This is a genomic window from Streptomyces globosus, assembly GCF_003325375.1.
Classification (GTDB): Bacteria; Actinomycetota; Actinomycetes; order Streptomycetales; family Streptomycetaceae; genus Streptomyces; species Streptomyces globosus_A.
Genome location: NZ_CP030862.1, coordinates 6,505,500 through 6,531,884 on the forward strand (window position 1 = coordinate 6,505,500; position 26,385 = coordinate 6,531,884).

Consider the following 26,385-nt stretch of genomic DNA (forward strand, 5'->3'; position numbering starts at 1 on the left):
GGAAGGGGTGCCGCCCTCGGTCGGGAACAGCCGATCAGCGCGGGGCCGATCAGAAGTCCATGTCACCGCCCGGCATGCCGCCCGGAGCGGCGGCGGCCTTCTCCGGCTTGTCGGCGATGACGGCCTCGGTGGTCAGGAACAGCGCGGCGATCGACGCGGCGTTCTGCAGGGCGGAACGCGTGACCTTCGCCGGGTCGATGATGCCCTCGGCGATCATGTCGACGTACTCGCCGGTCGCGGCGTTCAGGCCGTGGCCCGGGGTCAGGTTGCGCACCTTCTCCACCACGACGCCGCCCTCGAGGCCGGCGTTGACGGAGATCTGCTTCAGCGGGGCCTCGAGCGCCAGCTTGACGGCGGCGGCACCGGTGGCCTCGTCGCCCTCCAGCTCCAGCTTCTCGAAGACCGAGGAGGCCTGCAGCAGGGCCACGCCACCACCGGCGACGATGCCCTCCTCGACGGCGGCCTTCGCGTTGCGGACGGCGTCCTCGATGCGGTGCTTGCGCTCCTTGAGCTCCACCTCGGTCGCGGCGCCGGCCTTGATGACGGCCACGCCGCCGGCCAGCTTCGCGAGGCGCTCCTGGAGCTTCTCGCGGTCGTAGTCCGAGTCGGAGTTCTCGATCTCGGCGCGGATCTGGTTCACGCGACCGGCAACCTGGTCGCTGTCACCGGCACCGTCGACGATGGTGGTCTCGTCCTTGGTGATGACGACCTTGCGGGCGCGGCCCAGCAGGTCCAGGCCGGCGTTCTCCAGCTTGAGGCCGACCTCCTCGGAGATGACCGTGCCGCCCGTGAGGATGGCGATGTCGCCGAGCATGGCCTTGCGGCGGTCGCCGAAGCCCGGGGCCTTGACGGCGACGGACTTGAAGGTGCCGCGGATCTTGTTGACGACCAGGGTCGACAGGGCCTCGCCCTCGACGTCCTCGGCGATGATCAGCAGCGGCTTGCCCGACTGCATGACCTTCTCCAGGAGCGGCAGCAGGTCCTTGACGTTGCTGATCTTGGAGTTGGCGATCAGGATGTACGGGTCGTCGAGGGACGCCTCCATACGCTCCATGTCGGTGGCAAAGTACGCCGAGATGTAGCCCTTGTCGAAGCGCATGCCCTCGGTGAGCTCAAGCTCCAGACCGAAGGTCTGGGACTCCTCGACGGTGATGACGCCTTCCTTGCCGACCTTGTCCATGGCCTCGGCGATGAGCTCGCCGATCTGGGTGTCGGCGGCGGAGATGGAGGCCGTGGAAGCGATCTGCTCCTTGGTCTCGACGTCCTTCGCCTGCTCCAGCAGGGCGCCGGAGACGGCCTCGACGGCCTTCTCGATGCCGCGCTTGAGGGCCATCGGGTTGGCGCCGGCCGCCACGTTGCGCAGGCCCTCGCGGACGAGCGCCTGGGCGAGGACGGTCGCGGTGGTCGTACCGTCGCCGGCGACGTCGTCCGTCTTCTTGGCGACTTCCTTGACCAGCTCGGCGCCGATCTTCTCGTACGGGTCCTCGAGCTCGATCTCCTTGGCGATGGAGACACCGTCGTTGGTGATCGTGGGGGCGCCCCACTTCTTCTCAAGGACGACGTTGCGACCCTTGGGGCCAAGGGTGACCTTGACGGCGTCGGCGAGCTGGTTCATGCCGCGCTCGAGGCCGCGCCGGGCCTCCTCGTCGAACGCAATGATCTTGGCCATCTGAAGTGGTCCTCCAGGACTGGGGTTTCCCCCTGCGCCGCCAGGCGCGCGGGGAGGGGTGGATTGCTCCGGACCGCGTCCGCGCCCGCGACGGACGGCCTGCGTGACCGGCGGTTCCTTCCCGCCGGACCTGCGGGCCTCACCGACCCGGTCCCGTGTAGTAGCACTCTCACTCGTAGAGTGCTAACGCCAATGATTAGCACTCGACCCCCGCGAGTGCAAGCGGCTTCCCGCCATCCCCGGCCACCGCAGGCGACACGCCCGCCGCGGCGCCGGCGGCAGGGCGGGCGGCAGGGCGGCCCCGTCCCGGAACACACGGAGGGCCCGCACCCCTCCTCAGGATGCGGACCCTCGTGTATGCGTCGGTGGTCGATCGCGCCGGGACTAGACGGCGAGCTTGACCATGTCCGCCTGCGGACCCTTCTGGCCCTGCGAGATCTCGAACTCGACCCGCTGACCCTCTTCAAGGGTGCGGTACCCGTCCATCTGGATGGCGCTGTAGTGGACGAACACATCCGCACCACCGTCGACCGCGATGAAGCCGTAGCCCTTCTCCGCGTTGAACCACTTGACGGTGCCCTGAGCCATGCCTAACTCCCCTATTACTGGCCCTTGCGCAGGACCGCACTTCGCGGTCCCGGGTCAGAACTTGCGCCGGAACGCCTCGACCGCGGCTGAATGTATCTGCACCGGTGCTGTCTGCAACAGGTCAATCCGACGAGAAATCCGGTCACACCGAAAGCGGAAAATAGGCCGAAAATTTGTCACATTCCCGGGCAACTCGGACCTGGCATAACGCGCCAAAGCCTCATAACGCACCCGCACATTGACTCAATGTCACCCATCACGCGACCCGTACATATGCGGCGGGCAAGAACAGCGGAGGGGACTTCCCCAACTCTACCGCGCCCAACCAAGCAGAATTACCCCCTCCGCTTTTACCGGAGGGGGTAATCGGGGCCGTGCGCGTGCGAACGGGTGCGTGGGGACGGGTCAGCAGCCGCCGGCGACGGCCGGAATGATGGACACGCCCGCGCCGTCCGGCGTCGCCGCCTCCAGACCGCCCTCGAAGCGGACGTCGTCGTCGTTGACGTACACGTTCACGAAGCGGCGCAGCTTGCCCTGGTCGTCCAGGACGCGCGCGGCGATCCCGGGGTGGTTCGCCTCCAGCGACGCGATGACCTCGGCGAGGGTGGCGCCCTCGGCGGGCACCTCGGCCTGGCCGCCGGTGTAGGTGCGCAGGATGGTGGGGATGCGGACGTTGACGCTCATGGCGCTTCTGCCTTTCCGGGCGCGGGGTGCAGCGGGGTGCAGGGGAGGGTCAGGCCAGGCCGGCGGCGCGGAACGCGTCCAGGCTCGGGCGGATCACGGCGGTCTGCCCGCTGTCCGCGGCCACCGCCTCCAGGGTCTTCAGGCCGTCGCCGGTGTTGAGGACGACGGTGGTCAGCGAGGGGTCGAGCTGCCCGTTCTCGATCAGCTTCTTCGTCACGCCGACGGTCACGCCGCCCGCGGTCTCCGCGAAGATGCCCTCGGTCCGGGCCAGGATCCTGATGGCCTCGACGACCTGCTCGTCCGTGACGTCCTCGACGTAGCCTCCGGTGCGGCGCGCGATGTCCAGCACGTACGGTCCGTCCGCCGGGTTGCCGATCGCGAGGGACTTCGCGATCGTGTTCGGCTTCTGCGGGCGGACCACGTCGTGGCCGGCCTTGAACGCGGTCGACACCGGGGAGCAGCCCTCGGCCTGCGCACCGAAGATCTTGTACGGCCGGTCCTCGACCAGGCCCAGCTTCACGAGCTCCTGCAGACCCTTGTCGATCTTGGTGAGCTGGGAGCCGGAGGCGATCGGCACCACGATCTGGTCGGGCAGCCGCCAGCCGAGCTGCTCGCAGATCTCGTACGCCAGCGTCTTCGAGCCCTCGCCGTAGTAGGGGCGCAGGTTGACGTTGACGAAGCCCCAGCCCTCGCCCAGCGGGTCTCCGATGAGCTCGGAGCAGAAGCGGTTCACGTCGTCGTAGTTGCCCTCGATGCCGACGAGGTCGCCGCCGTACACGCCGGCCATGACGACCTTGCCCTGCTCCAGGTCGTGCGGGATGAACACGCAGGAGCGGAAGCCGGCGCGCGCCGCGGCGGCGCCGACGGCGCCGGCCAGGTTGCCCGTGGAGGAGCAGGACAGGGTGGTGAAGCCGAAGGCGCGGGCGGCCTCGACCGCGATCGCGACGACGCGGTCCTTGAAGGAGTGCGTCGGGTTGCCGGAGTCGTCCTTGACGTACAGCTTGCCGGTGACGCCCAGCTCCTTGGCCAGGTTCTCGGCGTCGACGAGCTTGGTGAAGCCCGGGTTCAGGCTCGGCTTGGAGGCCACGTCCGTGGGGACGGGCAGCAGCGGGGCGTAGCGCCAGATGTTGTGCGGGCCGGCCTCGATCGCCGCGCGCAGCGCCTCCGGGTCGCCGGCCGGCAGCTCGTACGCGACTTCGAGGGGCCCGAAGCACTCGGCGCAGGCGAAGATGGGTCCGAGCTCGAAGCGGGTGCCGCACTCGCGACAGGAGAGCCCGGCCGCGGGGCCGAGGTCCACGGAGGACGCAGAAGCGGAGGTTCCGGCGGAAGGTACGGCAACGGTCTGTGCAGCCATGATCGGCGAGGCCCTTTCTCCTCATCTTCCCCATGGCGCACTTCGCCATGAGACGGAATTGGCACCTTCCCTAGCCGGGGACCTCGCTGCTGCTGCGCGCAGTGGCGGGAAACCGACTGGAGGGTTGCCGGGGCTTCAACGGGCCGTGTCCCTCTGCCCCTCTGGATGAGCGGTATGGCGCGGGGCGCGCGCTCGACGGCGCACCCCGGCATTTGTCGGAAGGACCCCCGGCATGCGGCGGCCCTTCGCGTTGTTCAAGACTGTAACCGAAGCTCCGAGCGGTTGAGACAGCCGTCCGAAGCGCGAGATGGATCACTTTTCGGCCGGACCGGCCGAGGGAAGCAGGGAGAGCCGAACGTGCTGGAAGAGGTGGAGCGCTGGCTCGCGGACCGCTCCTGGTCCGTGGCCGACCGGCCGCTCGACCAGCTGCTGGCCGCCAAACGCGCGGCCGGCACCACGGTCAGTGTCGTCCTGCCCGCCCTCGACGAGGAGGCGACCGTCGGCGACATCGTCGAGGTCATCCGGCGCGAACTCGTCGACGGACTGCCGTACCCGCTCGTCGACGAGCTGGTCGTCGTCGACTCCGGGTCCGCCGACCGCACTGCCGAGGTCGCCGCGAAGGCCGGCGCCACCGTCGTCCACCGCGACGACATCCTGCCCCGCATCCCGGCCGTCCCCGGCAAGGGCGAGGTGCTGTGGCGCTCACTGCTGGCCACCTCCGGGGACGTCGTCTGCTTCGTCGACGCCGACCTGCGCGACTTCTCCGCCGCGTTCGTCACCGGCATCGTCGGCCCGCTGCTGACCGAGCCGGACGTCCAGTTCGTCAAGGCCATGTACGACCGCCCCCTCGGCGACGCCCCCGGCCAGGGCGGCCGCGTCACCGAGCTCGTCGCCCGCCCCCTGCTCAACCTGCACTGGCCGCGGCTCGCCGGCTTCGTCCAGCCCCTCGGCGGCGAGTACGCCGTCCGCCGCAGCCTGCTGGAGCGGCTGCCGTTCCCCGTCGGCTACGGCGTCGAGCTGGGCCTCCTCGTCGACGCGCTGCACACCGTCGGGCTCGACGCGCTCGCCCAGGTCGACGTCGGCGTACGGCTCCACCGGCACCAGGACGGGCAGGCGCTGGGCCGGATGGCCGCCGCGATCTACCGCACCGCGGAGCTGCGGCTCTCCCGCGGGCACTCCCCCGGCCACCGCTGGGGGCACCCCCGGCTGCGGCCGGCGCTGACCCAGTTCGAGCGCGGGCCGCACGGCTTCGAGCCGCGCACCCACCCCGTGGACACCGAGGAACGGCCGCCGATGGCCGACATCGAGGAGTACGCGGTCCGACGCGTGGCGTGACGGCAGGCGAACATGGGTGAAACCGGACGTTTGAGCGGGCGCGGGCCGGGCTAGGTTCGCCGCATGGCTTCCCAGGTACTCGTCGCCGCGAACCGCGGTCCGCTCTCCTACGACCTCGACTCCGACGGCACCCTCGGTGCCCGCCGCGGCGGAGGCGGCCTCGTCTCCGGACTGTCGGCCGCCCTGGCCGAACAGCCGGGCGCGCTCTGGATCTGCGCCGCCCTCTCACCGGGCGACCGCGAGGCCGTCCGCCGCGGCGTCGCCGAGCCCGGCGTCCGGATGCTGGACATCGATCCGGACACCTACAACGCCGCGTACAACGGCATCGCCAACTCCGTCCTCTGGTTCACCCACCACCACCTGTACGACATCCCGCGCACCCCCGTCTTCGACGCCGCCTTCCGCCGCCAGTGGGGGGCGTACACCGCCTACAACCGGGCCTTCGCCGAAGCCCTCGCGGAGGAGGCCGGCCGGGGCGCCTGCGTGCTCGTACAGGACTACCACCTCGCCCTCGTCCCCGGGATGCTCCGCGAACTCCGCCCCGACCTGCGCATCGCCCACTTCACGCACACCCCGTGGGCGTCACACGAGTTCCTGCAGATGCTCCCCGACGACATCCGCACCGACCTGCTGTGGGGCATGCTCGGCGCCGACCTGCTGGGCTTCCACACCTGGGCATGGGCGCACTCCTTCCTCGGCTCCGCCCGCCTCGACGACGCGCGGGGCACCGCCGAGCCGGGCATGCCGTCGGGCACGGACGGCGAACGGTACGTCGCGAAGAACCCCAACAGCCCCGTACGGCACCTCCGCACCGACGTGGCGGTCTTCCCCCTCGGCGTCGACGCCGACGAACTGCGGCGGCTCGCCGGCCGGCCCGAGGTCGACGAGCGGCTCGCCGAGCTGCGGGCCGCGATCGGCGACCGCAGGACGATCGTCCGCGTGGACCGCACGGAACTGTCCAAGAACATCGTCCGCGGCCTGCTGGCCTACCGGGAGCTCCTGGCGACCCGGCCCGAATGGCACGGCCGCGTCGTCCACCTCGCGTCCGCGTACCCGTCCCGGCAGGACCTCCCCGAGTACCGGGCGTACACGCAGGCGGTCCGCGACCTGGCGGCGGAGATCAACGCGGAGTACGGCACGCCCGCCTGGGAGCCGGTACTCCTGTCCGTCCAGGACGACTTCGCCCGCTCGCTCGCGCTCTACCGCATGGCGGACGTCGCCCTCGTCAACCCGGTCCGCGACGGCATGAACCTCGTCGCGAAGGAGATCCCCGTCATCTCGGAGGCCGGCTGCGCGCTGGTCCTGTCGACGGGGGCGGGCGCGTACGGCGAACTCCGCGCGGACGCGCTGACGGTGAACCCGTACGACGTCTCGGCGACGGCGGAGGCCCTGCACGCCGCCCTGACGATGCCGGCGGAGGATCGTGCGGCCCGCACGAAGCGCCTGGCCACGGCCGCGACGTCCCTGCCGCCCGCGGCCTGGTTCACCACGCAGCTGACGGCGCTCCGCGCCGTGCCGAACTGAGCCCCGGGTCCCCGAGCCGCGGCCCCGGCCCGGCCCCGGCCTCCGGCCCCCGGCCCGGACGGGGCACCGGGTGGCCCCGGGGCGGTGGTCGGGGGGCGCCGGCACGGGGGCGGTGGGCCGCTGCGCGGAGCGGTCCCCTCCCCGCCCCTTCCCGAAACCGGGCTGCGCCCGGACCCCTTGCGGGGGCTCCGCCCCCACACCCCCGCGCCTCAAACGCCGGCGAGGCTGATCACGCCCGCCACACCCAGCCCCGCCGGCGCTTGAGGCGCGGGGTTCGGGGCGGAGCCCCGGAAGGGGCCGCAGGCGGGCCTGCTAGAGGGCGGTGGCCAGGGCCGCCAGGAAGGCCGTGACCGCGGCGGGGCCGGGGAGGACCAGGTCGGCCCGCGCCGCGAGCTCCGGCACCTCCTCCGAGCCGCTGCACACCAGCAGCCCCGGCAGCCCCTCGGCCCGCCTCTTCTCGACGGCCGCGTACGCGGCGAGGTCGCCGAGGTCGTCCCCGGCGTACAGCACCGTCTCGGCGCCCGTCTCCGCGAGGTACTCCGTCAGGGCGACGCCCTTGTCCATCCCCGGAGGCCGCAGCTCCAGCACGGCCCGCCCCGGCTCGACGATGAGCCCGTGCCGGGCGGCCAGCTCGGCGAGCGGCCCGCGCAGGGCGGCGAACGCCGCGGCCGGGTCCTCGGCGCGCCGGGTGTGGACGGCGAGGGCGCGGCCCTTCTCCTCGATCCAGGTGCCGTGCCAGGCGCCGACGGAGTGCAGGAACCCGGGCAGTTCGGCCCGTACGGCGGCGACGCCGGGGTGTTCGGCCGGGGCGTGGACGCTGCCGCTGACGGCGTCCCACCGCTCGGCCCCGTAGTGCCCGAGCACCACCAGGTGCTCCAGCCCGGCGACCCCGGCGAAGCCCCCGAGGCGCACGGCGACGCCCGCCGGCCGGCCGGTGACGACGGCGACGGAGCCGACGCGCGGGGCGAGGGCGGCGAGCGCCGGGACGGCGTCGGGGTGGGCGCGGGCCTGGTCGGGGTCGGGGACGATGTCGGCGAGTGTGCCGTCGAAGTCGAGGGCGACCACGCTGCGGCGCGGGTCGCCGAGCAGGGCCGCGAGTCCCTCGCGGCCGGCGGCGGTGACGGGCATCGGCAGGTCGTGCGGATGGCTCCCCATACGGACGACCCTAACGGCCGACCGGGACAACGGCTACGGCGCCCCCGGGGGGCGCCGTCAGCGGCGGGCTCGGCGCGCGTCGCGGATGCGGCGGAGGCGGTTGACCGTGCCGGGGGCGTGCGCGAGGGCGCGCGGGTCGTCCATCAGCGCGTTGAGCAGCTGGTAGTAGCGGACCGGGGTCATCCCCAGCCCCTCCCGTATCGCGCGCTCCTTCGCGCCCGGCCCGGGCCAGGCCCGCCCCTCGAAGGCGAGCACAGCGGCTTCGGCGGCCGTGAGCTGCTCTTCGTCCGTCATACGGCCAGATTAACGCCGCCCTCCGACACCCACCGGGGCCGCCAAGCTCGGGGTGGGTGCCGGGGGCGGAGACGATGCGCGCCGCTCAGCGCTTGTCCTCCGCGCGGGCCCGGACCGCGATCTCCTCCAGCACCTTCGCCGGCTGCGCCCCCGGCTGGACCGCCCTGCCGATGTTCTGCTTGACGCTCTCGCTCACCGCGGCCCAGGAGTTCTTGCCGACCGGGTACAGGCGGGAGTTCGGCAGGGCCTGGAGGAAGGGCTTCAGCTGGGCGGTGGCGCCGCCGTTCGCCGCTTCCATCGCGCGGAAGCCGCTGGTGGTGGGGGGGAGGAGGTCGTACTTGCGGGTGAAGGCCGTCACGTTCTTCGAGTCGTACACCCAGTCGAGGAACTTCCCGGACTCCACGCGGTGGCCGTTCTTGAACGCCATGATCCAGTCGGCGACGCCCATGGCCGGCTGCGGGGTGCCGTCGGCGGTCGGCAGCGGCACCATGCCGAACTTCACACCCTTCTCGGCTGCCTGCTTGATCAGGGTGGGGTGGCCGTTGAGCATGCCGACCTCACCGCGCGTGAACGCGTCGAAGGCGGCCTGCCGGTCGGTCTTGCCGGGTTCGGCGGCGCCGGTCAGGCCCTGGCCGACCATCTTGTCGCGCAGGAACTCGAAGGTCCTGACGTTCTCCGCGGAGTCGATCGCGTAGGCCTCTTCGTTGTCGGTGTAGCCGCCCCCGCCCGACAGCATCCACATCATCGTCTCGGCCTGTGCCTCCTCGCGGCCGAGCGGCAGCGCGAACGGCGTCGGCACGCCGGCGGCCTTCAGCTTCTTGGCGGCGGCCTCCAGGTCGGCCCAGCTCTTGGGCTGCCACGGCGTCCTGCCGTCCTTGGGGATGACTCCGGCGTCGGCGAGGAGCTTCTCGTTGTAGAAGAGCAGGCGGGTGCTGGCGACGAAGGGCATGCCGTACTGGGTGCGGCGTACCTTGCCGGCCTCGGCGAGGGGCGCGAGGAAGTCGGCCTCGGTCTGGACGGACAGCAGCTCGTCGGTGGTGTGGAGCTTCCCGGCGGCGGCGTAGTCGGCGTAGGCGCCGATCTGTGCGATGTCGGGGGCCTTGCCCTCCTTGACCATGGCCGCGACCTTGGCGTCGACCTCGGACCAGGAGTAGACGCTGACCTCGACCTTGACGCCGGGGTGGGTCTTCTCGAAGCCGGCGGCGAGGTCCTTCCAGTAGGCGGCCGAGGAGTTCTGGGGATTGTCCCCGTAGTCGGCCGCCACGACCCGCAGGGTCACCTCGTTGTCCCCGACGAGGCTTCCGCAACCGGTCAGCGTCACCGCCAGGCTCAGTGCGGCTCCGGTTGCGGCCAGGCTCAGGTAACGGCCCTTCACAGTTCTCGACACACCCCAGGTTGTACGTACGATCCACGTAAGGTCTACACCACTTTGGCCGCTGGTCCACATTCGGGCACGGCTGGTGGCCGGAATTTGTATGGCAGCTCAACAATCCCCTCCAATGGACTAGACCTTTCCCGTCGAAGCGAGCGAGACTGTCACCCGTGAAACCCGTGAAACACGTCATCGCCCTCGATGTGGGCGGCACCGGGATGAAGGCCGCCCTCATCGCCGAGGACGGCACCCTGCTGCACCAGGCGCGCCGTGCCACCGGCCGCGACCGCGGCCCGGAGGCCGTCGTCGCGACGATCCTGGACTTCGCCGCCGACCTGCACGCGCTGGGCCGCGAGCGCTTCGGGGCGGCCGCCGTCGCGGCCGGCGTCGCCGTCCCCGGCATCGTGGACGCCGACACCGGGACCGCCGTGTACGCCGCCAACCTCGGCTGGCGCGACGTACCGCTGCGCACCCTCCTCGGTGCCCGGCTGGGCTCCCTCCCCGTGGCCCTCGGCCACGACGTGCGCACGGGCGGCCTCGCCGAGGGCCGCATCGGGGCCGGGCGCGGCGCCGACCGCTTCCTGTTCGTCCCCCTCGGAACCGGCATCGCCGGAGCCATCGGCATCGCCGGCCGCATCGAGGCCGGCGCCCACGGCTACGCGGGCGAGATCGGCCACATCGTGGTCCGCCCGGGCGGCCCCGCCTGCGGCTGCGGGCAGCGCGGCTGCCTGGAGACCCTGGCCTCCGCCTCCGCCGTCAGCCGCGCCTGGGCCGCCGCCTGCGGCGACCCCGGCGCCGACGCCGCCGACTGCGCGCGCGCCGTCGCGGCCGGCGAGGCCGCGGCCCGCCGCATCTGGCAGGAGGCGGTCGACGCCCTCGCCGACGGCCTCGTCACCGCGATCACCCTGCTGGACCCCCGCACCCTGATCATCGGCGGCGGGCTCGCCGAGGCGGGGGAAGTCCTGTTCACACCGCTCCGCGCGGCCGTCGAGGAGCGCGTGACGTTCCAGCGGCTGCCCCACATCGTGCCGGCTGCCCTCGGGGACACCGCCGGATGCCTGGGCGCAGGCCTGCTCGCCTGGGACCTACTCGCCACGGAGGTACCTGCCTGATGTCCGGAAGCGCACACAGCACCGTTCTCTCCGGCGCACGGGTGGTGCTGCCCACCGGGATCGTGGCGGGCGGCCGCGTCATCGTCGAGGGCGACCGCATCGCCGGCAGCGCACGCGAGGACGCCTCCGTCGCCGACCTCTCGGGGCACTGGCTCGTCCCCGGCTTCGTCGACATGCACAACCACGGCGGCGGCGGCGCCTCCTTCACCTCCGGCACCGCCGAGGAGGTCCTCCGCGGCGTACGCACCCACCGCGAGCACGGCACGACCACCCTGGTGGCCTCCACCGTCACCGGCGCCCTCGACGAACTGGCCCGCCGCGCCGGGCTCCTCGCCGAGCTCACCCAGCAGGGCGAGATCGCCGGCATCCACTTCGAGGGCCCGTTCATCAACTCCTGCCGCAGGGGCGCGCACAAGGCGGAGCTGCTGCGCGACCCCGACCCGGCCGAGGTCCGCAAGCTCGTCGACGCCGCCCACGGCGCGGCCCGCATGTTCACCCTCGCGACCGAGCTGCCGGGCGGCCTGGACTCCGTACGCCTCCTCGCCGAGCACGGGGTGATCGCCGCGATTGGGCACACCGACTCCACGTACGACCAGACCCGCCAGGCCATCGACGCGGGCGCGACCGTCGCCACCCACCTGTACAACGCCATGCCCGGCATGGAGCACCGCGCGCCCGGCCCGATCGCCGCCCTGCTGGAGGACGAGCGGGTCACCGTCGAGCTCATCAACGACGGCACCCACCTCCACCCGGCCATGCTGGAACTGGCCTTCCACCACGCGGGCGCCCACCGCGTCGCCCTGATCACCGACGCGATGGACGCGGCCGGCTTCGGCGACGGCACCTACCACCTGGGGCCGCTGGAGGTCGAGGTGAAGGACGGCGTGGCCCGCCTCGTCGAGGGCGGCTCCATCGCCGGCTCCACCCTCACCCTGGACACCGCCTTCAAGCGGTCGGTCACCCTGGACCGGCTGCCCGTCGAGTCCGTCGTCCAGGCGATCTCCGCCAACCCGGCCAAACTCCTCGGGCTGTACGACGAGGTGGGCTCCCTGGAGCCCGGAAAGTACGCCGACCTGGTCGTCCTGGACGCCGCGTTCGACCTGAAGGGCGTCATGCGGCGCGGCGAATGGGTCGTCAGGCCCCCGGCCCTGCAGGGCTGAGCCGCCGATCGGGGGGTTCGGCGGCACCGGCGGACGGCGGACGGCCCGCGGGACTGGGCCGTCCGCCCCGTGTTTGACATGATCCCGGCACACACCGAGACCGGGACCTGAAGAACCATGATCCTGACCGTGACGCTGAACACCGCACTCGACGTCACCCACCGCGTGCCCAGGCTGATCCCGCACGCCACCCACCGCGCCGCCGCCGTCACCGAGCGGCCCGGCGGCAAGGGCCTCAACGTCGCCCGCGTCCTGGCCGCGCTCGGCCGGCCGGTGACCGCAACGGGCTTCGCCGGGGGCCGCACCGGCGCCGCCGTCCGCGAACTGCTGGCCGACTGCCCCGGCCTGACGGACGCCCTGGTCCCCTGCGCGGGCCCGACACGCCGCACCCTGGCCGTCGTCGACGAATCGTCCGGCGACACCACGCAGTTCAACGAACCGGGACCGGTGATCGGCTCCGGGGAGTGGGCGGAGTTCACGGAGCGGTACGGGGCCCTGCTCGCCGGCGCCGAGGCGGTGGCCCTGTGCGGCAGCCTGCCGCCGGGCGTGCCGGTCGGGGCGTACGCGGTCCTCGTACGGGCGGCCCGCGCGGCCGGCGTCCCCGTCCTGCTGGACACCAGCGGCGAAGCCCTGCGCCGCGGCATCGCGGCCCGCCCCGACATGGTCAAGCCGAACGCCGCCGAGGTCGCCGAACTCACCGGCTCCCGCGAACCGGTCCAGGCCGGCCGCGACGCCCGCCGCCGCGGCGCCCACGCAGTGGTCACCTCACTGGGCCCGCAGGGCCTCCTGGCCACCACCCCGGAGGGCACCTGGCAGGCGGCCCCGCCCCGCCCCTTGTCGGGAAACCCGACGGGCGCGGGCGACTCGGCGGTGGCGGGCCTCCTGTCGGGCCTGGTCGAGGGCCTGGACTGGCCGTCCCGCCTGAGCCGCGCGGTGGCCCTGTCCGCAGCGACGGTCCTCGCTCCGGCGGCGGGGGAGTTCGACCCCTGCACGTACGAGGAGCTGCGCAGAAAGGTTTGCGTCACCGGTGGTTGAGTGCTCGTCAACGCGGATGCAGTGCGGCTGACGGCTGCTACATGCGCGCCGGGGCCGGCCCCGGGTGGTGGGTCAGCGCTTGCCCCAGCCATGGCCCAGCGACAGCTGGTCGAAGATGGCCTCGCACTGGTTGCCGGCCTCGCACGAGATCTTCATCGTGTTGGTGCCCTTGTTGAGCTTGATGAACGCGTAGGTGCGCGTCCAGCCCTTGTCCCAGGCGCCGGCGTCGGCCTTGGCGAAGTTGGCCAGGTTCAGGGACTGCGTCGGGGTCTGGCCGTTGACCGTCAGAGTGACCTTCGCGTCCTTGCCGGGCACCGCGTAGTTCACGAACAGCGTGTAGTCCCCGCCGTTCGCGATGTCCGCGGTCCAGGTCAGCGCCGCACCGGTCTGGTTGAAGTTGCCGACGTACTGGCCGCCGGCCCCCTTCCCGCCGGGCACCGCGTTCTGCAGCAGGGCGCCGCCGGTCAGGGCCATGCCCGCGCCCGCGGCGTCGCCCTTCGGCAGTTGCACGTCGGGGGAGGCCGAGGGGCTCGGGGCCTCCGACCCGCCGGAGTTCTGCGGCTGCGGCGGCTGCGGCTGGTTCTGGGTGCCGCCCTTGTCGGCGGTGTTCTTGTCACCCGTGTCGCCGAAGGTCAGGGCGGCGCCGATGCCGATCGCGACCGCTGCGACCACGGCGACCGCCGCGATGAGCATGCCGCGCCGGCTCGAACTGCTGCCGCCGCGCCCGCCGCCGCGCGCGGAACGGCCGCCCGAACCGCCTCCCTGCGGCGGCATCGCCGTCGTCGGCTGCTGCGGCGGTGCGTAGCCGCCCGCCTGGAGGGTCTCCGGGGCCTGGTACTGGGCCTGGTAGCCCGGCGGCTGCTGCTGGGGGACGGCGCGCTGGCCGCCATAGGTCCGCTCGCCGACCGTGCGCACCTGGTTGTAGGAGGTGCGGGGGACGCCGGGCTGGCCGCCGACCGTCGGGCCGGGGTAGCTGTAGCCGCCGCCCGGCGGGGGCGGGGATGCTCCGGCAGCCTGGCCGTCCGCGTAGAGGTAGCCGAACGGGTCGTCGTCCTCGGGCTTGTTCGCCCCGCCGTTCGGGCCGTTGTTCGCGGGCGTCGTCATCGCAGGTCACTCCTTTCGACCCCCGGGAGCCTACCCCGAACACGTGCACCCACGGGCGGCCGACGGGGTCAGCCGGCCCGGCGGTGTGCCTTGGACCGGGACCGCTTCTCGATGTACATGCGCTGGTCGGCGGAGCGCAGGACCTCGTCGGCGGACATTCCGCAGCTGGCCCAGCCGATGCCGAAACTCGCTCCGACACGGACGGCGCGGCCGTCCACGCGGATCGGCGGGATGATCGCGTTCCGCAGCCGTACGGCGAGGTCGGCGGCGTCCGCGGCGCCCAGGCCGTCGGCGAGGACGACGAACTCGTCGCCGCCCAGCCGGGCGACGGTGTCGCCGTCCCGGACGCCTGTCGTGAGGCGGCGGGCCACCTCGATCAGGACGGCGTCGCCGGTGTGGTGCCCGAACCGGTCGTTGATCGACTTGAAGCCGTCGAGGTCGCAGAACAGGACGGCGAGCCCCTTCGTGCCGTCGTCCACCTCGGAGGCCGGCGCCACCGCGTGCACATGGTGGTCGTACGGGCCGGTCCCCGCGCCGGGAGCGCCCAGCTCGAACGGCTCCGGGTACCCCTCGTGCCGGTACGCGGACCCCCCGCCGGGCCCGACCGCCGCGTCGGCGAAGGCCCCGCCGCCCTCGTACGCGGCGTCGAGGGCCTCCACCGCGCCCGCGCGGACCGCCTGCGGCATGCGGCACAGCCGTGAGGAGAGCCGCGCGCGCAGCTCCGCGCTGTTGGGCAGCCCGGTCAGCGAGTCGTGGCTGGCGCGGTGGGCGAGCTGCAGCTCGTGCCGCTTGCGCTCCTCGATGTCCTCGACGTGGGTCAGCAGGAAGCGCGGCCCGTCCGCGGCGTCCGCGACGACCGAGTTGCGCAGCGACACCCACACGTACGTGCCGTCGCGCCGCCCGAGCCGCAGCTCGGCGCGGCCGCCCTCGGCCGAGGTGCGCAGCAGGGTGCCGATGTCCTCGGGGTGGACGAGGTCGGAGAAGGAGTACCGGCGCAGGACGGAGGCGGGGCGGCCCAGCAGCCGGCACAGGGCGTCGTTGGTGCGCAGCAGCCGCCCGTGCTGGTCGCCGCCCATCTCGGCGATGGCCATGCCGCTGGGCGCGTACTCGAAGGCCTGCCGGAACGACTCCTCGCTGGCGCGCAGCGCCTGCTGCTCGCGCTCCAGGCGGACGAGGGCGCGCTGCATGTTCGCGCGGAGCCGGGCGTTGCTGATCGCGATGGCGGCCTGGAAGGCGTACATCTGCAGGGCCTCGCGGCCCCACGCGCCGGGGCGGCGGCCGTTGCGCGGCCGGTCGACGGAGATCACGCCGAGGAGCTCGCCGCCGGAGGCGTACATCGGCGCGTAGAGCCGGTCCTCGGGGTGCCACTCGTCCTCGAAGCGGGGGTCCGGGCCGTCGGTGTGCCACTGGGGGACGTCGTCCTCCAGCAGGATCCAGCCCTCGGTGTGCGGGATGAAGCGCAGGCCGTCCCAGTTCTCACCCATCGTCAGGCGGCGCTCCCAGGAGCTGCGGGAGCCGACGCGGCCGGTGATGAGCGCTTCCGCCGCGGGGTCGCCGGCGAACGCGGCGACGACGAGGTCACCGTCGGGGCGGACGAGGTTGACACAGGCGAGCTGGTAGCCGAGGCCGGTGACGATGCCGTCGACGACGGTCTGCAGGGTGTCGGCCAGACTCCTGGCCGTGTTGAGCTCGGCCACCACCCGGTGCAGCTGCCGCAGGGTCGCAAGACGGACGTACGGCTCTGACTCGGTCTCCATCGCTCGCTCTCCCCGAGACCTCGACAGCAACTCCAGTTTTGTCATCGGCGTTTCGTTGCGGTGTCCCGACCACTGAATCACAGTGAGCTGTGCGGCAGGTACACAGGGTCAACAAATCTTGCCGTCTGTGACTCAAGTCACATGAGATGACCGCAGGCGTCCGGTTACGGCTGCCGCAGCGGCGCAGCACTCCCCCCTTCTCCTTCCGGCGGCGGCGCCCGGCACGCCCGGGCAGGGCCGGGCCTAGGCCAAGGGTCCGGGGCCGGTTCGGCCCGGGGCCCGATGTGCGCCGTGGGAGGGCGAGACTAGCGTTCCGGACGTGCTGAAGACGACTCCCCTGCCCGCGCCGCCCGCCGCCACCCCGCATCCTGAGGGGGTGAGCCACGACGAGTTCCGCGCCGCGATGAGCAGACTGGCCGCGGGCGTCTGCCTGATCACCTCCCACGAGCCGCCGCTCGCGCCGGGCGGGCCGCCCGGGGAGGACGTCGGCATGACCGCCACCGCCTTCGTGTCGGTCTCGCTGGACCCGCCGCTGGTGCTGGTCAGCGTGCGCGAGGGCTCGCGGATGGACGACCTGCTGGCCGAGCAGCCGCTGTGGGCGGTCTCCGTCCTCGCCGACCACCAGGTCCAGGTCGCGAGCCGCTTCTCGATGAAGGGCCGCATCAGCGACCGGCTGCTCTTCGCCGACCTGCCCTGGGAGCGCGGCGAGCTGTCGGGGTCGCCGCTGCTGACGGACGCCCTGGCCACGCTGGAGTGCCGCACCGAGAACCGGGTCGCGGCCGGCGACCACACGCTCGTCGTGGGGCGCGTCCTCGCGGCCCGGTGCCCCGCGCCGGACGGCGCGCCGCTGGCGTATTTCCGCGGGCGGTACCGGCACCTGGCGCCCTGAAGACGAGGCGGGCGGGCCGGTGGGCGCTCCGGCTGCTACCAGTCGCGGCCCGAGCGGCCCCGCTTGGTCTCGGCGCGGGCCTTCTTCTCCCGCAGCCGCCGCTCGTTGATCCCCTTCGGGATCTTCGTCGCACGGCGCGGCTTCGGCGGCGGTGCGGTCGCCTCCGCGAGCAGGGACGCCATCCGGACCAGCGCCATCTCCCGGTTGCGCAGCTGCGAGCGGTGCTCGGAGGCGCGTACGGACAGGACCCCGTCGACCAGGCGGGACGCGAGCCGCTCCAGGGCCCGCTCCTTCCACACCTCCGGCAGTGCCTTCGACGCGGCGAGGTCGAAGAGCAGCTCGACGCGCGAGTCCGAGGTGTTCACGTGCTGCCCGCCCGGCCCGGAGGAACGCGAGAACCGCCACGAGAGCTCCGCCTCGGGGAGCACGACGGAGCCGCGGATGACATGGGGACCAGGCATGACCCCATGATCCCGCCCCCGCCCGGCCCCCGTCACCCGTATTTCCGGGCCTCCTGCGCCCGCGCGCCGGACCCGCGGCCGGCGACGCGCCGGAACCCGGACGGCCGTACCGGAACCTGCGGGGCACCTCGCCGCGTTATGAAGGACAGCGGTACCTTGACCGCACATCCAGCGGTCAGCGACGAGGAAGGGACACCAGTCACAATGGCAGTAAGCCTGTCCAAGGGCGGCAACGTCTCGCTCACCAAGGAGGCCCCCGGCCTCAGCGCCGTCACGGTCGGCCTCGGCTGGGACGTCCGGACGACGACCGGTGTCGACTTCGACCTCGACGCCTCGGCCATCGCGGTCAACGCGATGGGCAAGGTCGTCTCGGACGGCCACTTCGTCTTCTTCAACAACAAGTCCACCCCGGACCAGAGCATCGTCCACACCGGTGACAACCGCACCGGTGAGGGCGCCGGCGACGACGAGGCGATCAACGTCAACCTGGCCGCCCTCCCGGCCGACGTCGACAAGATCGTCTTCCCGGTCTCGATCTACGACGCCGAGTCCCGCAGCCAGAACTTCGGCCAGGTCCGCAACGCGTACATCCGCGTCGTGAACCAGGCCGGCGGCGCCGAGATCGCCCGCTACGACCTCTCCGAGGACGCGGCCACCGAGACCGCCATGGTCTTCGGCGAGCTCTACCGCAACGGCGCCGAGTGGAAGTTCCGCGCGGTCGGCCAGGGATACGCCTCCGGCCTCGCCGGCATCGCCCAGGACTTCGGCGTCAACGTCTGAGTCCGCCGCGCACCGGACCACGGCGCGGGGCGGCTCCCCCGGATCTCCGGATCTCCGGATCTCCGGACTTCCGGGCCCCGCCCCGGCGGCCGCGGTCACCGCTCCGGCCCCCTCCCGGCCGTCCGGGGAGGGGTCCGGGGGCGGGGGCGCCGGGCGCCCGGGCGGGGCGCTGTGGTCAGCGGGGGCTGTCCTTGCCGTACAGCCACACGTCCCACACCTGCCGCAGGTCCAGCCCCGTCTGCTTCTCGGCGTACGCGGTGAAGTCCGCGGTGCTCGCGTTCCCGTGCCGCCGCTCGGCCGCCCAGCCGCGCAGCAGCGCCGAGAACGCCGCATCGCCCGCCTCCTGCCGGATCCGGTGCAGCACCATCGCGCCCCGGTGGTAGACCGGATTCCCGGAGATGTCCTCCGGCCCGGGCGGGGACGCCGGCGCGAACGCGTCCCAGTCGGAGTCCGCCGCAGGGTCCACCGCGGTGTCACCGGCCAGGAACGCGTCGAAGCGCTGCTCGGCGGTCGGCCCGCCGTGGTCCTCCGCCCACAGCCACTCCGCGTACGTGGCGAACCCCTCGTTCAGCCACATGTCCTTCCACGACGCCGGCGAGACCGAGTTCCCGAACCACTGGTGCGCCAGCTCGTGCAGCACCAGGTCCTCCGTCGGCGCGCCCGGGAACACCGGCCGCGTCTGCGTCTCCAGCGCGTACTCCAGGCTCCCCGCCGGCAGCACGATCGCACCGCCCGCCGAGAACGGGTACGGCCCGAACCGCGCCGCGCCCCACTCCGTCATCTCCGCCAGCCGCCCCAGCGCGGGCGCGCTCTGCGCCTCCTCGCCGGGAGCGACCGCGGAGTACAGCGGCACCCCGGAGGGCGTCCGCCCCTCCGTCACCCTGAACGTGCCGACCGCGGCCGTGACCAGGTAGCTCGCCACCGGCTCCGGGCTGTGCCACGCGAACGCCGTCCGCCCGTCGCCGGTGTCCGTACGCGAGCGCAGCCGGCCGTTCGAGACGGCCTCGTACCCCTTCGGAACGATCAGCACCACGTCGTAGGCGGCCTTGTCGCTGGGGTGGTGGTTCCCCGGGAACCACGTCATCGACCCGACCGGCTCACCCACCGCGACCGCCCCGCCGTCCAGGCGGATCCAGCCCTCCGTGGAACCGTCCGGGTCCTTGTGCGGCTTCGGCCTGCCGCTGTAGACGACCTCGGTGCGGAACACCTCGCCCGCCGCCAGGTCGTCGGCCGGCCGCACCGTCAGCTCCGTGCCCGTCCGGTTGAACCGGGCCCCGGCGCCCTGCACCGCGACCCGCTCCACCTTCAGCCCGCTGAAGTCCAGGTTGAACGAGCTCAGCCCCTGCTCCGCCCGCGCCGTGATCACCGCGCGGCCGCGCAGCACCCCGTCCGCCGGGTCGTAGCCCAGGTCCAGCCCGTAGTGCTCCACCTGGTACCCGCCGTTGCCCGCCTTCGGGAAGTACGCGTCCCGCAGCCCCGACGCGCCCGGCCGGCCCTGCACCGTCTCCGCCGTACACCCCGTCCCCGCGACGAGGAGCGCGGCGGAGGCCAGGACGGCGAGACGGGAGAGCGTACGGGTATCCACAGTCACGATCTTATGGGGTTGTATGTGCGCAACGGTCCGATTCGGCCGCGGTTCCGGGCCTCCGCCCGGCGCCGCGGCCGCACCCGCCGGACGCCTACTTCGCCAGCGCGTCCACACCCGCCTTCGCGTACTTCTCGTCCAGCTCGCCGCTCGGCGCACCGGCCACACCGATGCCCGCCACCGGCGCGCCCTCCGCCTGCACCGGCACACCGCCGCCGAGGAACAGCGTCCCCGGGATGTCCTTCAGGTTCGGGGCCTGCGCCAGCCGGCCCGCCAGCACCGACGTCGGCGCGTTCCAGGCCACCGCCGTGAACGCCTTGCGCTCCGCCGACTCGTACGACTGCGGGCCCGCGCCGTCACCGCGCAGCGTCACGATCGTGTTGCCGTTGCGGTCCACCACCGCGACCGTCACCCGCTGGTTCTCCTTGCGCGCCGCCTCCAGCGCCGCCTGCGCCGCTCGCGCCGCCGCGTCGACCGTCAGGTGCGTCGTCGTCGTGAACGCCTTGCCGGCCACCGCACCGTCCTTCTTCGCCGGGGCCGCGGCGGCCGCCGCCGGCGCCGACTGCGCCGCGTTGGCGCTCACCGCGCCGAACGTGCCGGCGCCGAGCGCGACGACGAGGGCGGTACCGGTCAGAACACGGGTGCGGGTCTTCATCTCTGCTGCTCCTGGGATCGTCGACGGCCGCGCCGCTGCGCCGGCCACCGCTGCCGGACGCCGTGCGCCGGCCCGTCGGGACACCTCCAGCCTCAGCCCGCACCCCCCTCCCCCACGTCCCCGTACCGGCTCGCCTCCCCGCCCGGACCGGACGACCCCCGGGTCGTCCGATCGGCTGATGCGCGCCCGCCCGCCCTCCCGTTGGCTGGAGGCGCCACCGCCCGCCACCGGGCACGATGGAGCCGAGCAGCCACGCCCCACCGGGAGCCCGCCGTGACCACCCACCCCCGCCCCGCCCCCGCACGCGAAGGCGGCACCCGGATGCTGGCGGCGGTCATGCACACCGCCTTCTTCCTCCTCCTCACCGCCTCCGTCGCCCGCTACCTGCTGCGCCACCCCGGCTCCCCCGACACCCCGTGGATCATCGCCCTCGGCCTCGCGCTCGCCCTCCTGTACGTCCTCGGCCCCGCCCTCGGCGCCGCCCCCACCCTGCGCCGCCTCGCCTGGCTCGGCCTCGTCACCGCCACCTGGGCCGTCCTCGTCGACCTCGCCCCCAGCTTCGCCTGGTGCGCCGTCCCCCTCTTCTTCACCGCCCTGCGCACCCTCCCGCCGCGCGCCGCGATCGTCCTCGTCGCCACCCTCACCGCGTTCGTCGTCGCCGCGCAGCTCCGGCTCGCCGACGAGTTCGACCCCAACCTCCTCGTCGCCCCGCCCGCCGTCGCCGCGCTCGCCACCGCCGTCTTCGTCCACATGGAACGCCAGGCCGAAGCCCAGCGGACCCTCATCGACGACCTCCTGCGCACCCGCCGCGAACTCGCCGCCACCGAACGCCGCGAAGGCACCCTCGCCGAACGCCAGCGCCTCTCCATGGAGATCCACGACACCCTCGCCCAGCACCTCTCCAGCCAGCAGATGCTCCTCCAGGCCGCAGACCGCGTATGGGACGCCGACCCGGCCACCGCCCGCGCCCACGTCCGCACCGCCAACGGCATCGCCGCCCGCGGCCTCGCCGAGGCCCGCCGCCTCGTCCACGACCTCGCCCCCACCGAACTCGCCGGCGGCGCCGACCTCCCCGCAGCCCTCCGCACCCTCGACGCCGGACCCGGCGTCGCCGTCCGCTTCCACCTCGAAGGGACGCCCGTCCCGCTCCCCGACCGCGTCCAGTCGGCCCTGCTCCGCGTGGCCCAGGGCGCCCTCGCCAACATCCGCGAGCACTCCGGCGCCCGCACCGCCGCCCTCACCCTCACCTACCTCGGCGACCAGGTCGTCCTCGACATCGCCGACGACGGCCGCGGCTTCCCCGCCGCCGGCGCCCCCCGCACCGCCCGCCCCGCCCCCGGGCCCGACGCCGGGCGCGGCCACGGACTCCCCGCCATGCGCGCCCGCCTCGGCCGGCTCGGCGGCACCCTCACCGTCGAATCCACCCCGGGCGAGGGCACCGTCCTCTCCGCCGCCATCCCCCTGGAGCACCACCCATGACGACCCTCCTCCTCTGCGACGACCACGCCGTCGTCCGGGCCGGCCTCCTCGCCCTCCTCGCCAGCGCCCCCGGCATCGACGTCCTCGGCGAAGCAGGCAGCGGGGAGGAGGCCGTCGCCCTCGCCGCCCGCCTCCGCCCCGACGTCGTCCTCATGGACCTCCAGCTCGGCGAGGGCATCGACGGCGTCGAAGCCACCCGCCGCATCACCGCCGCCCCGAACCCGCCCCACGTCCTCGTCCTCACCACCTACGACACCGACGCCGACATCACCCGCGCCATCGGCGCCGGAGCCACCGGTTACCTCCTCAAAGCCGAACGCCCCGAGGAGCTCTTCGCCGCCATCCACGCCGCCGCCCAGGGGCGCACCACCCTCTCCGCCCCCGTCGCCGGCCGCGTCATGGCCGCCATGCGCGGCACCCGCCCCACCCTCACCGACCGCGAACTCGACATCCTCGGCCAACTCGCCCGCGGCCTCGGCAACCGCGACATCGCCCGCGCCCTGTTCATCAGCGAGGCCACGGTGAAGACCCACCTGGGCCGCATCTACGACAAACTCGGCGTCGACACCCGCGCAGGCGCCGTCTCGGTGGCCAAGGAACAACGCCTCCTCCCCTGACCGGGAGACGCGCGGCCGGCCCGCATCCGGAACGGGACCGCGCGCCGCACCCGGGGGCGCCGCGGCGGGGCACCCGGGCCCCGTGACACCATCGGCTGCGTGCTCGACATCGGCTACTCCCTCTCCCGACGCTTCCCCGACCCCCCGCAGACCGACTACCGCACCGCGGACGTCCGCCTCCTGCGCCACGACCTCTTCTGCGGCGACGTCTACCTCGCCGACACCGAAACCGACCGGGAAGTGTCCACGGCCTGGGGCTGGGTCCCCGTCCTCGACTTCGCCTGGGCGCTGTGCGACATCGTCGAGGAGCTCGACCGCGACCCCCGCGGCAGCCGCTCCGCCGACCGCCGCCACGCCGAGCTCGACTTCACCGAGTCCACCGACCGCATCCTCTTCGAACGCCGCTTCGGCTGGGTCGACATCGAAGCCGACTGGATGGCCCCCGAGGAACCCCCGCTGACCTTCAGCCACCGCCTCCTGCGCCGCGAAGCCCGGGACTTCCTCCACGACCTCATCGCCGACCTCGTCGACATGCACGAGGGCCTCGCCGACAACCCGGCCATCTGGACCCTCCAGTCCCGCTTCCCCCGCGTCCCGGCCTGACCCGCCTGACCCGTCGCCAGAGGGGGCGTCCGGGCGGCCACAACGGGCAAACGGCCTGCTCCGCGGCCCCGAAACGCGACATCCCGCCCCCTGGACACCCCCCTGCCCCGGGTGTACCAACTCCCCCATGACGATCAACGGCGGCATCTCCTTCTGGCACGCCGCGGACCCGGGCGCCACCCCGCCCGCCCGCGCACCCCTCACCGGCGACACCACGGCCGACGTCGTCATCGTCGGCGGCGGCTACACCGGCCTGTGGACCGCGTACCACCTCAAGACCGCCGCACCCGACCTCCGTGTCACCGTCCTGGAGCAGAAGACCTGCGGCTACGGCGCCTCCGGCCGCAACGGCGGCTGGCTCTACAACGGCATCGCCGGCCGCGACCGGTACGCCCGCCTCCACGGCCTCCCCGCGGCCCGCCGCCTCCAGCAGGCAATGAACGCCACCGTCACCGAGGTCATCGAGACCGCCGCCAAGGAGGGCATCGACGCCGACATCCACCACGGCGGCGTCCTCGAAGTCGCCCGCACCCCGGCCCAACTCGCCCGCCTCAAGGCCTTCCACGAAGCCGAAGCCGCCTTCGGCGAGACCGACCGCCTCCTCCTCGGCGCCGCCGAGACCCGCGCCCGCATCGACGTCGCCGACGCCGTCGGCGCCACCTGGACCCCGCACGGCGCCCGCATCCACCCCCTCAAACTCCTCCGCGGCCTCGCCGCCGCCTGCGAACGCCTCGGCGTCACCCTCCACGAGTCCACCCCCGTCACCGGCCTCGCCCCCCGCCGCGCCACCACCCCCTACGGCACCGTCCGCGCCCCGTTCGTCCTGCGCTGCACCGAGGGCTTCACCGCCTCCCTCACGGGCCAGAAGCGCTCCTGGCTCCCCATGAACTCCTCGATGATCGTCACCGCCCCGCTGCCCGAATCCACCTGGCAGCGCATCGGCTGGGACGGCGCGGAGACCCTCGGCGACATGGCCCACGCCTACATGTACGCCCAGCGCACCGCCGACGGCCGCATCGCCCTCGGCGGCCGGGGCGTCCCGTACCGCTTCGGCTCCCGCACCGACAACGACGGCAGCACCAGCGCCTCGACGATCACATCCCTCACCCGCCTCCTGACGGCGTTCTTCCCCGCCCTCGCCGGGGTGGAGATCACCCACGCCTGGTCGGGCGTCCTCGGCGTCCCCCGCGACTGGTGCGCCACCGTCAGCCTCGACCGCACGACGGGCCTGGGCTGGGCCGGCGGCTACGTCGGCTCCGGCGTCGCCACCTCGAACCTGGCCGGCCGTACCCTGCGCGACCTGGTCCTCGGCGACACCACCGAGCTGACCGCCCTTCCCTGGGTGAACCACCGCGTACGCCGCTGGGAGCCCGAGCCCTTCCGCTGGCTCGGCGTCCACGCCCTGTACGCCGCCTACCGCGAGGCCGACCGCCGCGAGACCGCCACCCACACCCCCACGACCACCCCCCTGGCCCGCCTGGCGAACCGCATCGCAGGCCGCCACTGACCCCGCGGGCACACGAGAAAGACCCCGGACCAGAGGTCCGGGGTCTTCCACTCTTGTACGAATTCCCTCGGCCAGAGCGGCTCTGACCTGGAATGGAGCCCCCTGTCGGATTCGAACCGACGACCTACGCTTTACAAGAGCGGTGCTCTGGCCAGCTGAGCTAAGGAGGCATGTGACGCTGCGCAGCGCACAGAATCACCCTCACTTTACACAGCCGCCCACCCGCGCCGCGAAGCACTTTTCCGCCTCCGTGTAGCCGATCGGCCACCCGTTCCCCCTCCGGCCACGCGACCGCGCGGCCCCCGCCGAGGCGGACGTCACGCGGGGGCGGGTGCTGACAGGAGGCGGAATGCGGGGTAGCGTCGGGCGGAAGTCCGCTCTGCGGACCAGACCACCCACTTCCTTCCACTCGGATCGTCCGGCACGTTCCTGCCGGTAGAAGGGATGCACCCGCATGGCTTCCGTCACCTTCGACAAGGCGACCAGGCTCTACCCCGGCGGCGACAAGCCCGCCGTCGACGCCCTCGACCTCCAGATCGAGGACGGCGAGTTCCTCGTCCTCGTCGGCCCCTCCGGCTGCGGCAAGTCCACCTCGCTGCGCATGCTCGCCGGCCTGGAGGACGTCAACGGCGGCGCCATCCGCATCGGCGACCGCGACGTCACCCACCTGCCGCCCAAGGACCGGGACATCGCGATGGTGTTCCAGAACTACGCGCTGTACCCGCACATGACCGTCGCCGACAACATGGGCTTCGCCCTGAAGATCGCCGGCGAGGACAAGGCGACCATCCGCCGCAAGGTCGAGGACGCGGCGAAGATGCTCGACCTCACCCAGTACCTGGACCGCAAGCCGAAGGCGCTCTCCGGCGGCCAGCGCCAGCGCGTCGCCATGGGCCGCGCAATCGTCCGCAAGCCGCAGGTGTTCCTGATGGACGAGCCGCTGTCGAACCTCGACGCCAAGCTCCGCGTCTCGACGCGTACGCAGATCGCCGCGCTCCAGCGCGACCTCGGCATCACCACCGTGTACGTCACGCACGACCAGGTCGAGGCCATGACCATGGGCGACCGCGTCGCCGTGCTCAAGGACGGCCTGCTCCAGCAGGTGGACACGCCGCGGAACATGTACGACCGCCCGGCGAACCTCTTCGTGGCCGGGTTCATCGGCTCCCCGGCCATGAACCTGGTCGAGGTCCCGATCGCCGACGGCGGCGTGAAGTTCGGCGAGACCGTCGTCCCGGTGTCGCGCGAGGCGATCACCGCGGCCGCGGACGCCGGCGACCGCACCGTCACGGTCGGCGTGCGCCCCGAGCACTTCGACATCGGCACCGAGGGCGGCCTGACGATCACCGTCAACGTCGTCGAGGAGCTCGGCGCGGACGGCTACGTGTACGGCCGCACCGAGAAGGCGGACGGCGGCGGCCAGGACATCGTGGTGCGCGTCGACGGCCGCAACGTCCCCGAGAAGGGCTCCAGCCTGCACGTCGTGCCGCGTGCCGGCGAGATGCACGTGTTCTCCACCTCGACGGGCGCCCGCCTGTCCGACTGACGGCGCGCGCCGGCCGGACACCGGTGCCGTGTGAAGGGGTGCCCCCGCCGAGGGGGCACCCCTTTCCCCTTTCCCCGGCCCTCCACACCCGCCTCGTCAACACGGGAATCGAAAAACCAC

24 protein-coding genes, 1 tRNA gene and 1 riboswitch are annotated in these 26,385 nt (G+C 73.1%); of the genes, 12 read left to right on the forward strand and 13 right to left on the reverse strand.

Translation table 11 applies throughout. The annotated features are described in order from the left end of the window. Positions 1–49 precede the first annotated feature (49 nt). The 4 genes from groL to thrC all read right to left on the reverse strand — a co-directional run bounded on the left by groL (position 50) and on the right by thrC (position 4,295). Positions 50–1,669: a chaperonin GroEL gene (groL, locus tag C0216_RS28830; protein WP_114058065.1), complete on the reverse strand. Its 1,620-nt coding sequence runs from the start codon at positions 1,667–1,669 to the stop codon at positions 50–52. 384 nt (positions 1,670–2,053) lie between these two features. After that, a complete protein-coding gene (locus tag C0216_RS28835; protein WP_005315736.1) occupies positions 2,054–2,257 on the reverse strand; it encodes a cold-shock protein in 204 nt (67 codons plus the stop codon). Between the two features lie 405 nt (positions 2,258–2,662). Next, entirely contained in the window at positions 2,663–2,941 is a 279-nt protein-coding gene (locus C0216_RS28840) for a MoaD/ThiS family protein (RefSeq protein WP_114058066.1), read from the reverse strand. 49 nt (positions 2,942–2,990) lie between these two features. Then, positions 2,991–4,295: a threonine synthase gene (thrC, locus tag C0216_RS28845; protein WP_114058067.1), complete on the reverse strand. Its 1,305-nt coding sequence runs from the start codon at positions 4,293–4,295 to the stop codon at positions 2,991–2,993. 18 nt (positions 4,296–4,313) lie between these two features. After that, positions 4,314–4,467: riboswitch (SAM riboswitch) on the reverse strand. Positions 4,468–4,652: 185 nt separating this feature from the next. Here thrC and C0216_RS28850 point away from each other — a divergent pair. Beyond that, a complete protein-coding gene (locus tag C0216_RS28850; protein WP_114058068.1) occupies positions 4,653–5,630 on the forward strand; it encodes a glucosyl-3-phosphoglycerate synthase in 978 nt (325 codons plus the stop codon). A gap of 63 nt (positions 5,631–5,693) precedes the next feature. Further along, the gene (locus C0216_RS28855; RefSeq protein ID WP_114058069.1) at positions 5,694–7,154 is read left to right on the forward strand and encodes an alpha,alpha-trehalose-phosphate synthase (UDP-forming); all 1,461 of its coding nucleotides are present in this window, start codon (positions 5,694–5,696) and stop codon (positions 7,152–7,154) included. Between the two features lie 312 nt (positions 7,155–7,466). Here the strand turns inward: C0216_RS28855 and otsB are convergent, their stop codons facing one another. From otsB to C0216_RS28870, 3 genes are all read right to left on the reverse strand, one after another. Continuing rightward, a complete protein-coding gene (otsB, locus tag C0216_RS28860) occupies positions 7,467–8,309 on the reverse strand; it encodes a trehalose-phosphatase (protein WP_114058070.1) in 843 nt (280 codons plus the stop codon). Between the two features lie 57 nt (positions 8,310–8,366). Continuing rightward, positions 8,367–8,603, reverse strand: coding sequence for a DUF3263 domain-containing protein (locus C0216_RS28865; RefSeq protein WP_114058071.1), 237 nt, complete (start codon positions 8,601–8,603; stop codon positions 8,367–8,369). Between the two features lie 85 nt (positions 8,604–8,688). Continuing rightward, positions 8,689–9,990: an extracellular solute-binding protein gene (locus C0216_RS28870; RefSeq protein WP_114058072.1), complete on the reverse strand. Its 1,302-nt coding sequence runs from the start codon at positions 9,988–9,990 to the stop codon at positions 8,689–8,691. A 164-nt stretch (positions 9,991–10,154) separates the two neighbouring features. On the opposite strand from C0216_RS28870, the gene C0216_RS28875 reads away from it, so the two are divergent. The 3 genes from C0216_RS28875 to C0216_RS28885 all read left to right on the forward strand — a co-directional run bounded on the left by C0216_RS28875 (position 10,155) and on the right by C0216_RS28885 (position 13,282). Further along, positions 10,155–11,087, forward strand: coding sequence for an ROK family protein (locus tag C0216_RS28875; RefSeq protein WP_114058073.1), 933 nt, complete (start codon positions 10,155–10,157; stop codon positions 11,085–11,087). Further along, positions 11,087–12,247 (forward strand): N-acetylglucosamine-6-phosphate deacetylase, encoded by a 1,161-nt coding sequence (nagA, locus tag C0216_RS28880; RefSeq protein WP_114058074.1) that lies wholly within the window; start codon positions 11,087–11,089, stop codon positions 12,245–12,247. The genes C0216_RS28875 and nagA overlap by 1 nt, the downstream gene beginning before the upstream one ends. 117 nt (positions 12,248–12,364) lie before the next feature. Further along, the gene (locus C0216_RS28885) at positions 12,365–13,282 is read left to right on the forward strand and encodes a 1-phosphofructokinase family hexose kinase (protein ID WP_114058075.1); all 918 of its coding nucleotides are present in this window, start codon (positions 12,365–12,367) and stop codon (positions 13,280–13,282) included. Between the two features lie 72 nt (positions 13,283–13,354). On the opposite strand, the gene C0216_RS28890 is transcribed toward C0216_RS28885, so the two are convergent. Together C0216_RS28890 and cdgB are read right to left on the reverse strand one after the other, a co-directional pair. Next, a complete protein-coding gene (locus C0216_RS28890; protein WP_114058076.1) occupies positions 13,355–14,386 on the reverse strand; it encodes a CBM35 domain-containing protein in 1,032 nt (343 codons plus the stop codon). Between the two features lie 68 nt (positions 14,387–14,454). Then, entirely contained in the window at positions 14,455–16,143 is a 1,689-nt protein-coding gene (gene cdgB / locus C0216_RS28895) for a diguanylate cyclase CdgB (RefSeq protein ID WP_114058077.1), read from the reverse strand. Positions 16,144–16,462: 319 nt separating this feature from the next. Between cdgB and C0216_RS28900 the strand changes: the two genes are divergently transcribed. Further along, positions 16,463–17,032 carry a flavin reductase family protein gene (locus C0216_RS28900; protein ID WP_114058078.1) on the forward strand — a complete coding sequence of 190 codons (570 nt, stop codon included), beginning with the start codon at positions 16,463–16,465 and terminating at the stop codon, positions 17,030–17,032. Positions 17,033–17,067: 35 nt separating this feature from the next. On the opposite strand, the gene arfB is transcribed toward C0216_RS28900, so the two are convergent. Beyond that, positions 17,068–17,493, reverse strand: a complete 426-nt coding sequence (gene arfB, locus C0216_RS28905; protein WP_114058079.1) for an alternative ribosome rescue aminoacyl-tRNA hydrolase ArfB — start codon at positions 17,491–17,493, stop codon at positions 17,068–17,070. A 204-nt stretch (positions 17,494–17,697) separates the two neighbouring features. Here arfB and C0216_RS28910 point away from each other — a divergent pair, with 204 nt between their 5' ends. Next, on the forward strand, positions 17,698–18,273 hold the full coding sequence (locus tag C0216_RS28910) for a TerD family protein (RefSeq protein WP_114058080.1): 576 nt from the start codon (positions 17,698–17,700) through the stop codon (positions 18,271–18,273). 175 nt (positions 18,274–18,448) lie between these two features. Here the strand turns inward: C0216_RS28910 and C0216_RS28915 are convergent, their stop codons facing one another. After that, the gene (locus tag C0216_RS28915) at positions 18,449–19,858 is read right to left on the reverse strand and encodes a M1 family metallopeptidase (RefSeq protein WP_114058081.1); all 1,410 of its coding nucleotides are present in this window, start codon (positions 19,856–19,858) and stop codon (positions 18,449–18,451) included. 94 nt (positions 19,859–19,952) lie between these two features. Beyond that, positions 19,953–20,513 (reverse strand): GlcG/HbpS family heme-binding protein, encoded by a 561-nt coding sequence (locus tag C0216_RS28920; protein ID WP_114058082.1) that lies wholly within the window; start codon positions 20,511–20,513, stop codon positions 19,953–19,955. A gap of 321 nt (positions 20,514–20,834) precedes the next feature. Between C0216_RS28920 and C0216_RS28925 the strand changes: the two genes are divergently transcribed. The 4 genes from C0216_RS28925 (at position 20,835) to C0216_RS28940 (ending at position 24,719) form a co-directional block, all read left to right on the forward strand. Next, the gene (locus C0216_RS28925; RefSeq protein ID WP_246042926.1) at positions 20,835–21,992 is read left to right on the forward strand and encodes a sensor histidine kinase; all 1,158 of its coding nucleotides are present in this window, start codon (positions 20,835–20,837) and stop codon (positions 21,990–21,992) included. Continuing rightward, positions 21,989–22,609, forward strand: coding sequence for a response regulator (locus tag C0216_RS28930; RefSeq protein WP_114058083.1), 621 nt, complete (start codon positions 21,989–21,991; stop codon positions 22,607–22,609). Before C0216_RS28925 ends, C0216_RS28930 begins: the two co-directional genes overlap by 4 nt. Before the next feature lie 99 nt (positions 22,610–22,708). Continuing rightward, positions 22,709–23,212: a hypothetical protein gene (locus C0216_RS28935; protein WP_114058084.1), complete on the forward strand. Its 504-nt coding sequence runs from the start codon at positions 22,709–22,711 to the stop codon at positions 23,210–23,212. A gap of 127 nt (positions 23,213–23,339) precedes the next feature. Then, positions 23,340–24,719, forward strand: a complete 1,380-nt coding sequence (locus C0216_RS28940; RefSeq protein WP_114058085.1) for an NAD(P)/FAD-dependent oxidoreductase — start codon at positions 23,340–23,342, stop codon at positions 24,717–24,719. 93 nt (positions 24,720–24,812) lie between these two features. On the opposite strand, the gene C0216_RS28945 is transcribed toward C0216_RS28940, so the two are convergent. Further along, positions 24,813–24,889 (reverse strand) — tRNA-Thr (locus C0216_RS28945). 284 nt (positions 24,890–25,173) lie between these two features. Between C0216_RS28945 and C0216_RS28950 the strand changes: the two genes are divergently transcribed. After that, the gene (locus tag C0216_RS28950; protein ID WP_114058086.1) at positions 25,174–26,265 is read left to right on the forward strand and encodes an ABC transporter ATP-binding protein; all 1,092 of its coding nucleotides are present in this window, start codon (positions 25,174–25,176) and stop codon (positions 26,263–26,265) included. Positions 26,266–26,385 lie beyond the last annotated feature (120 nt).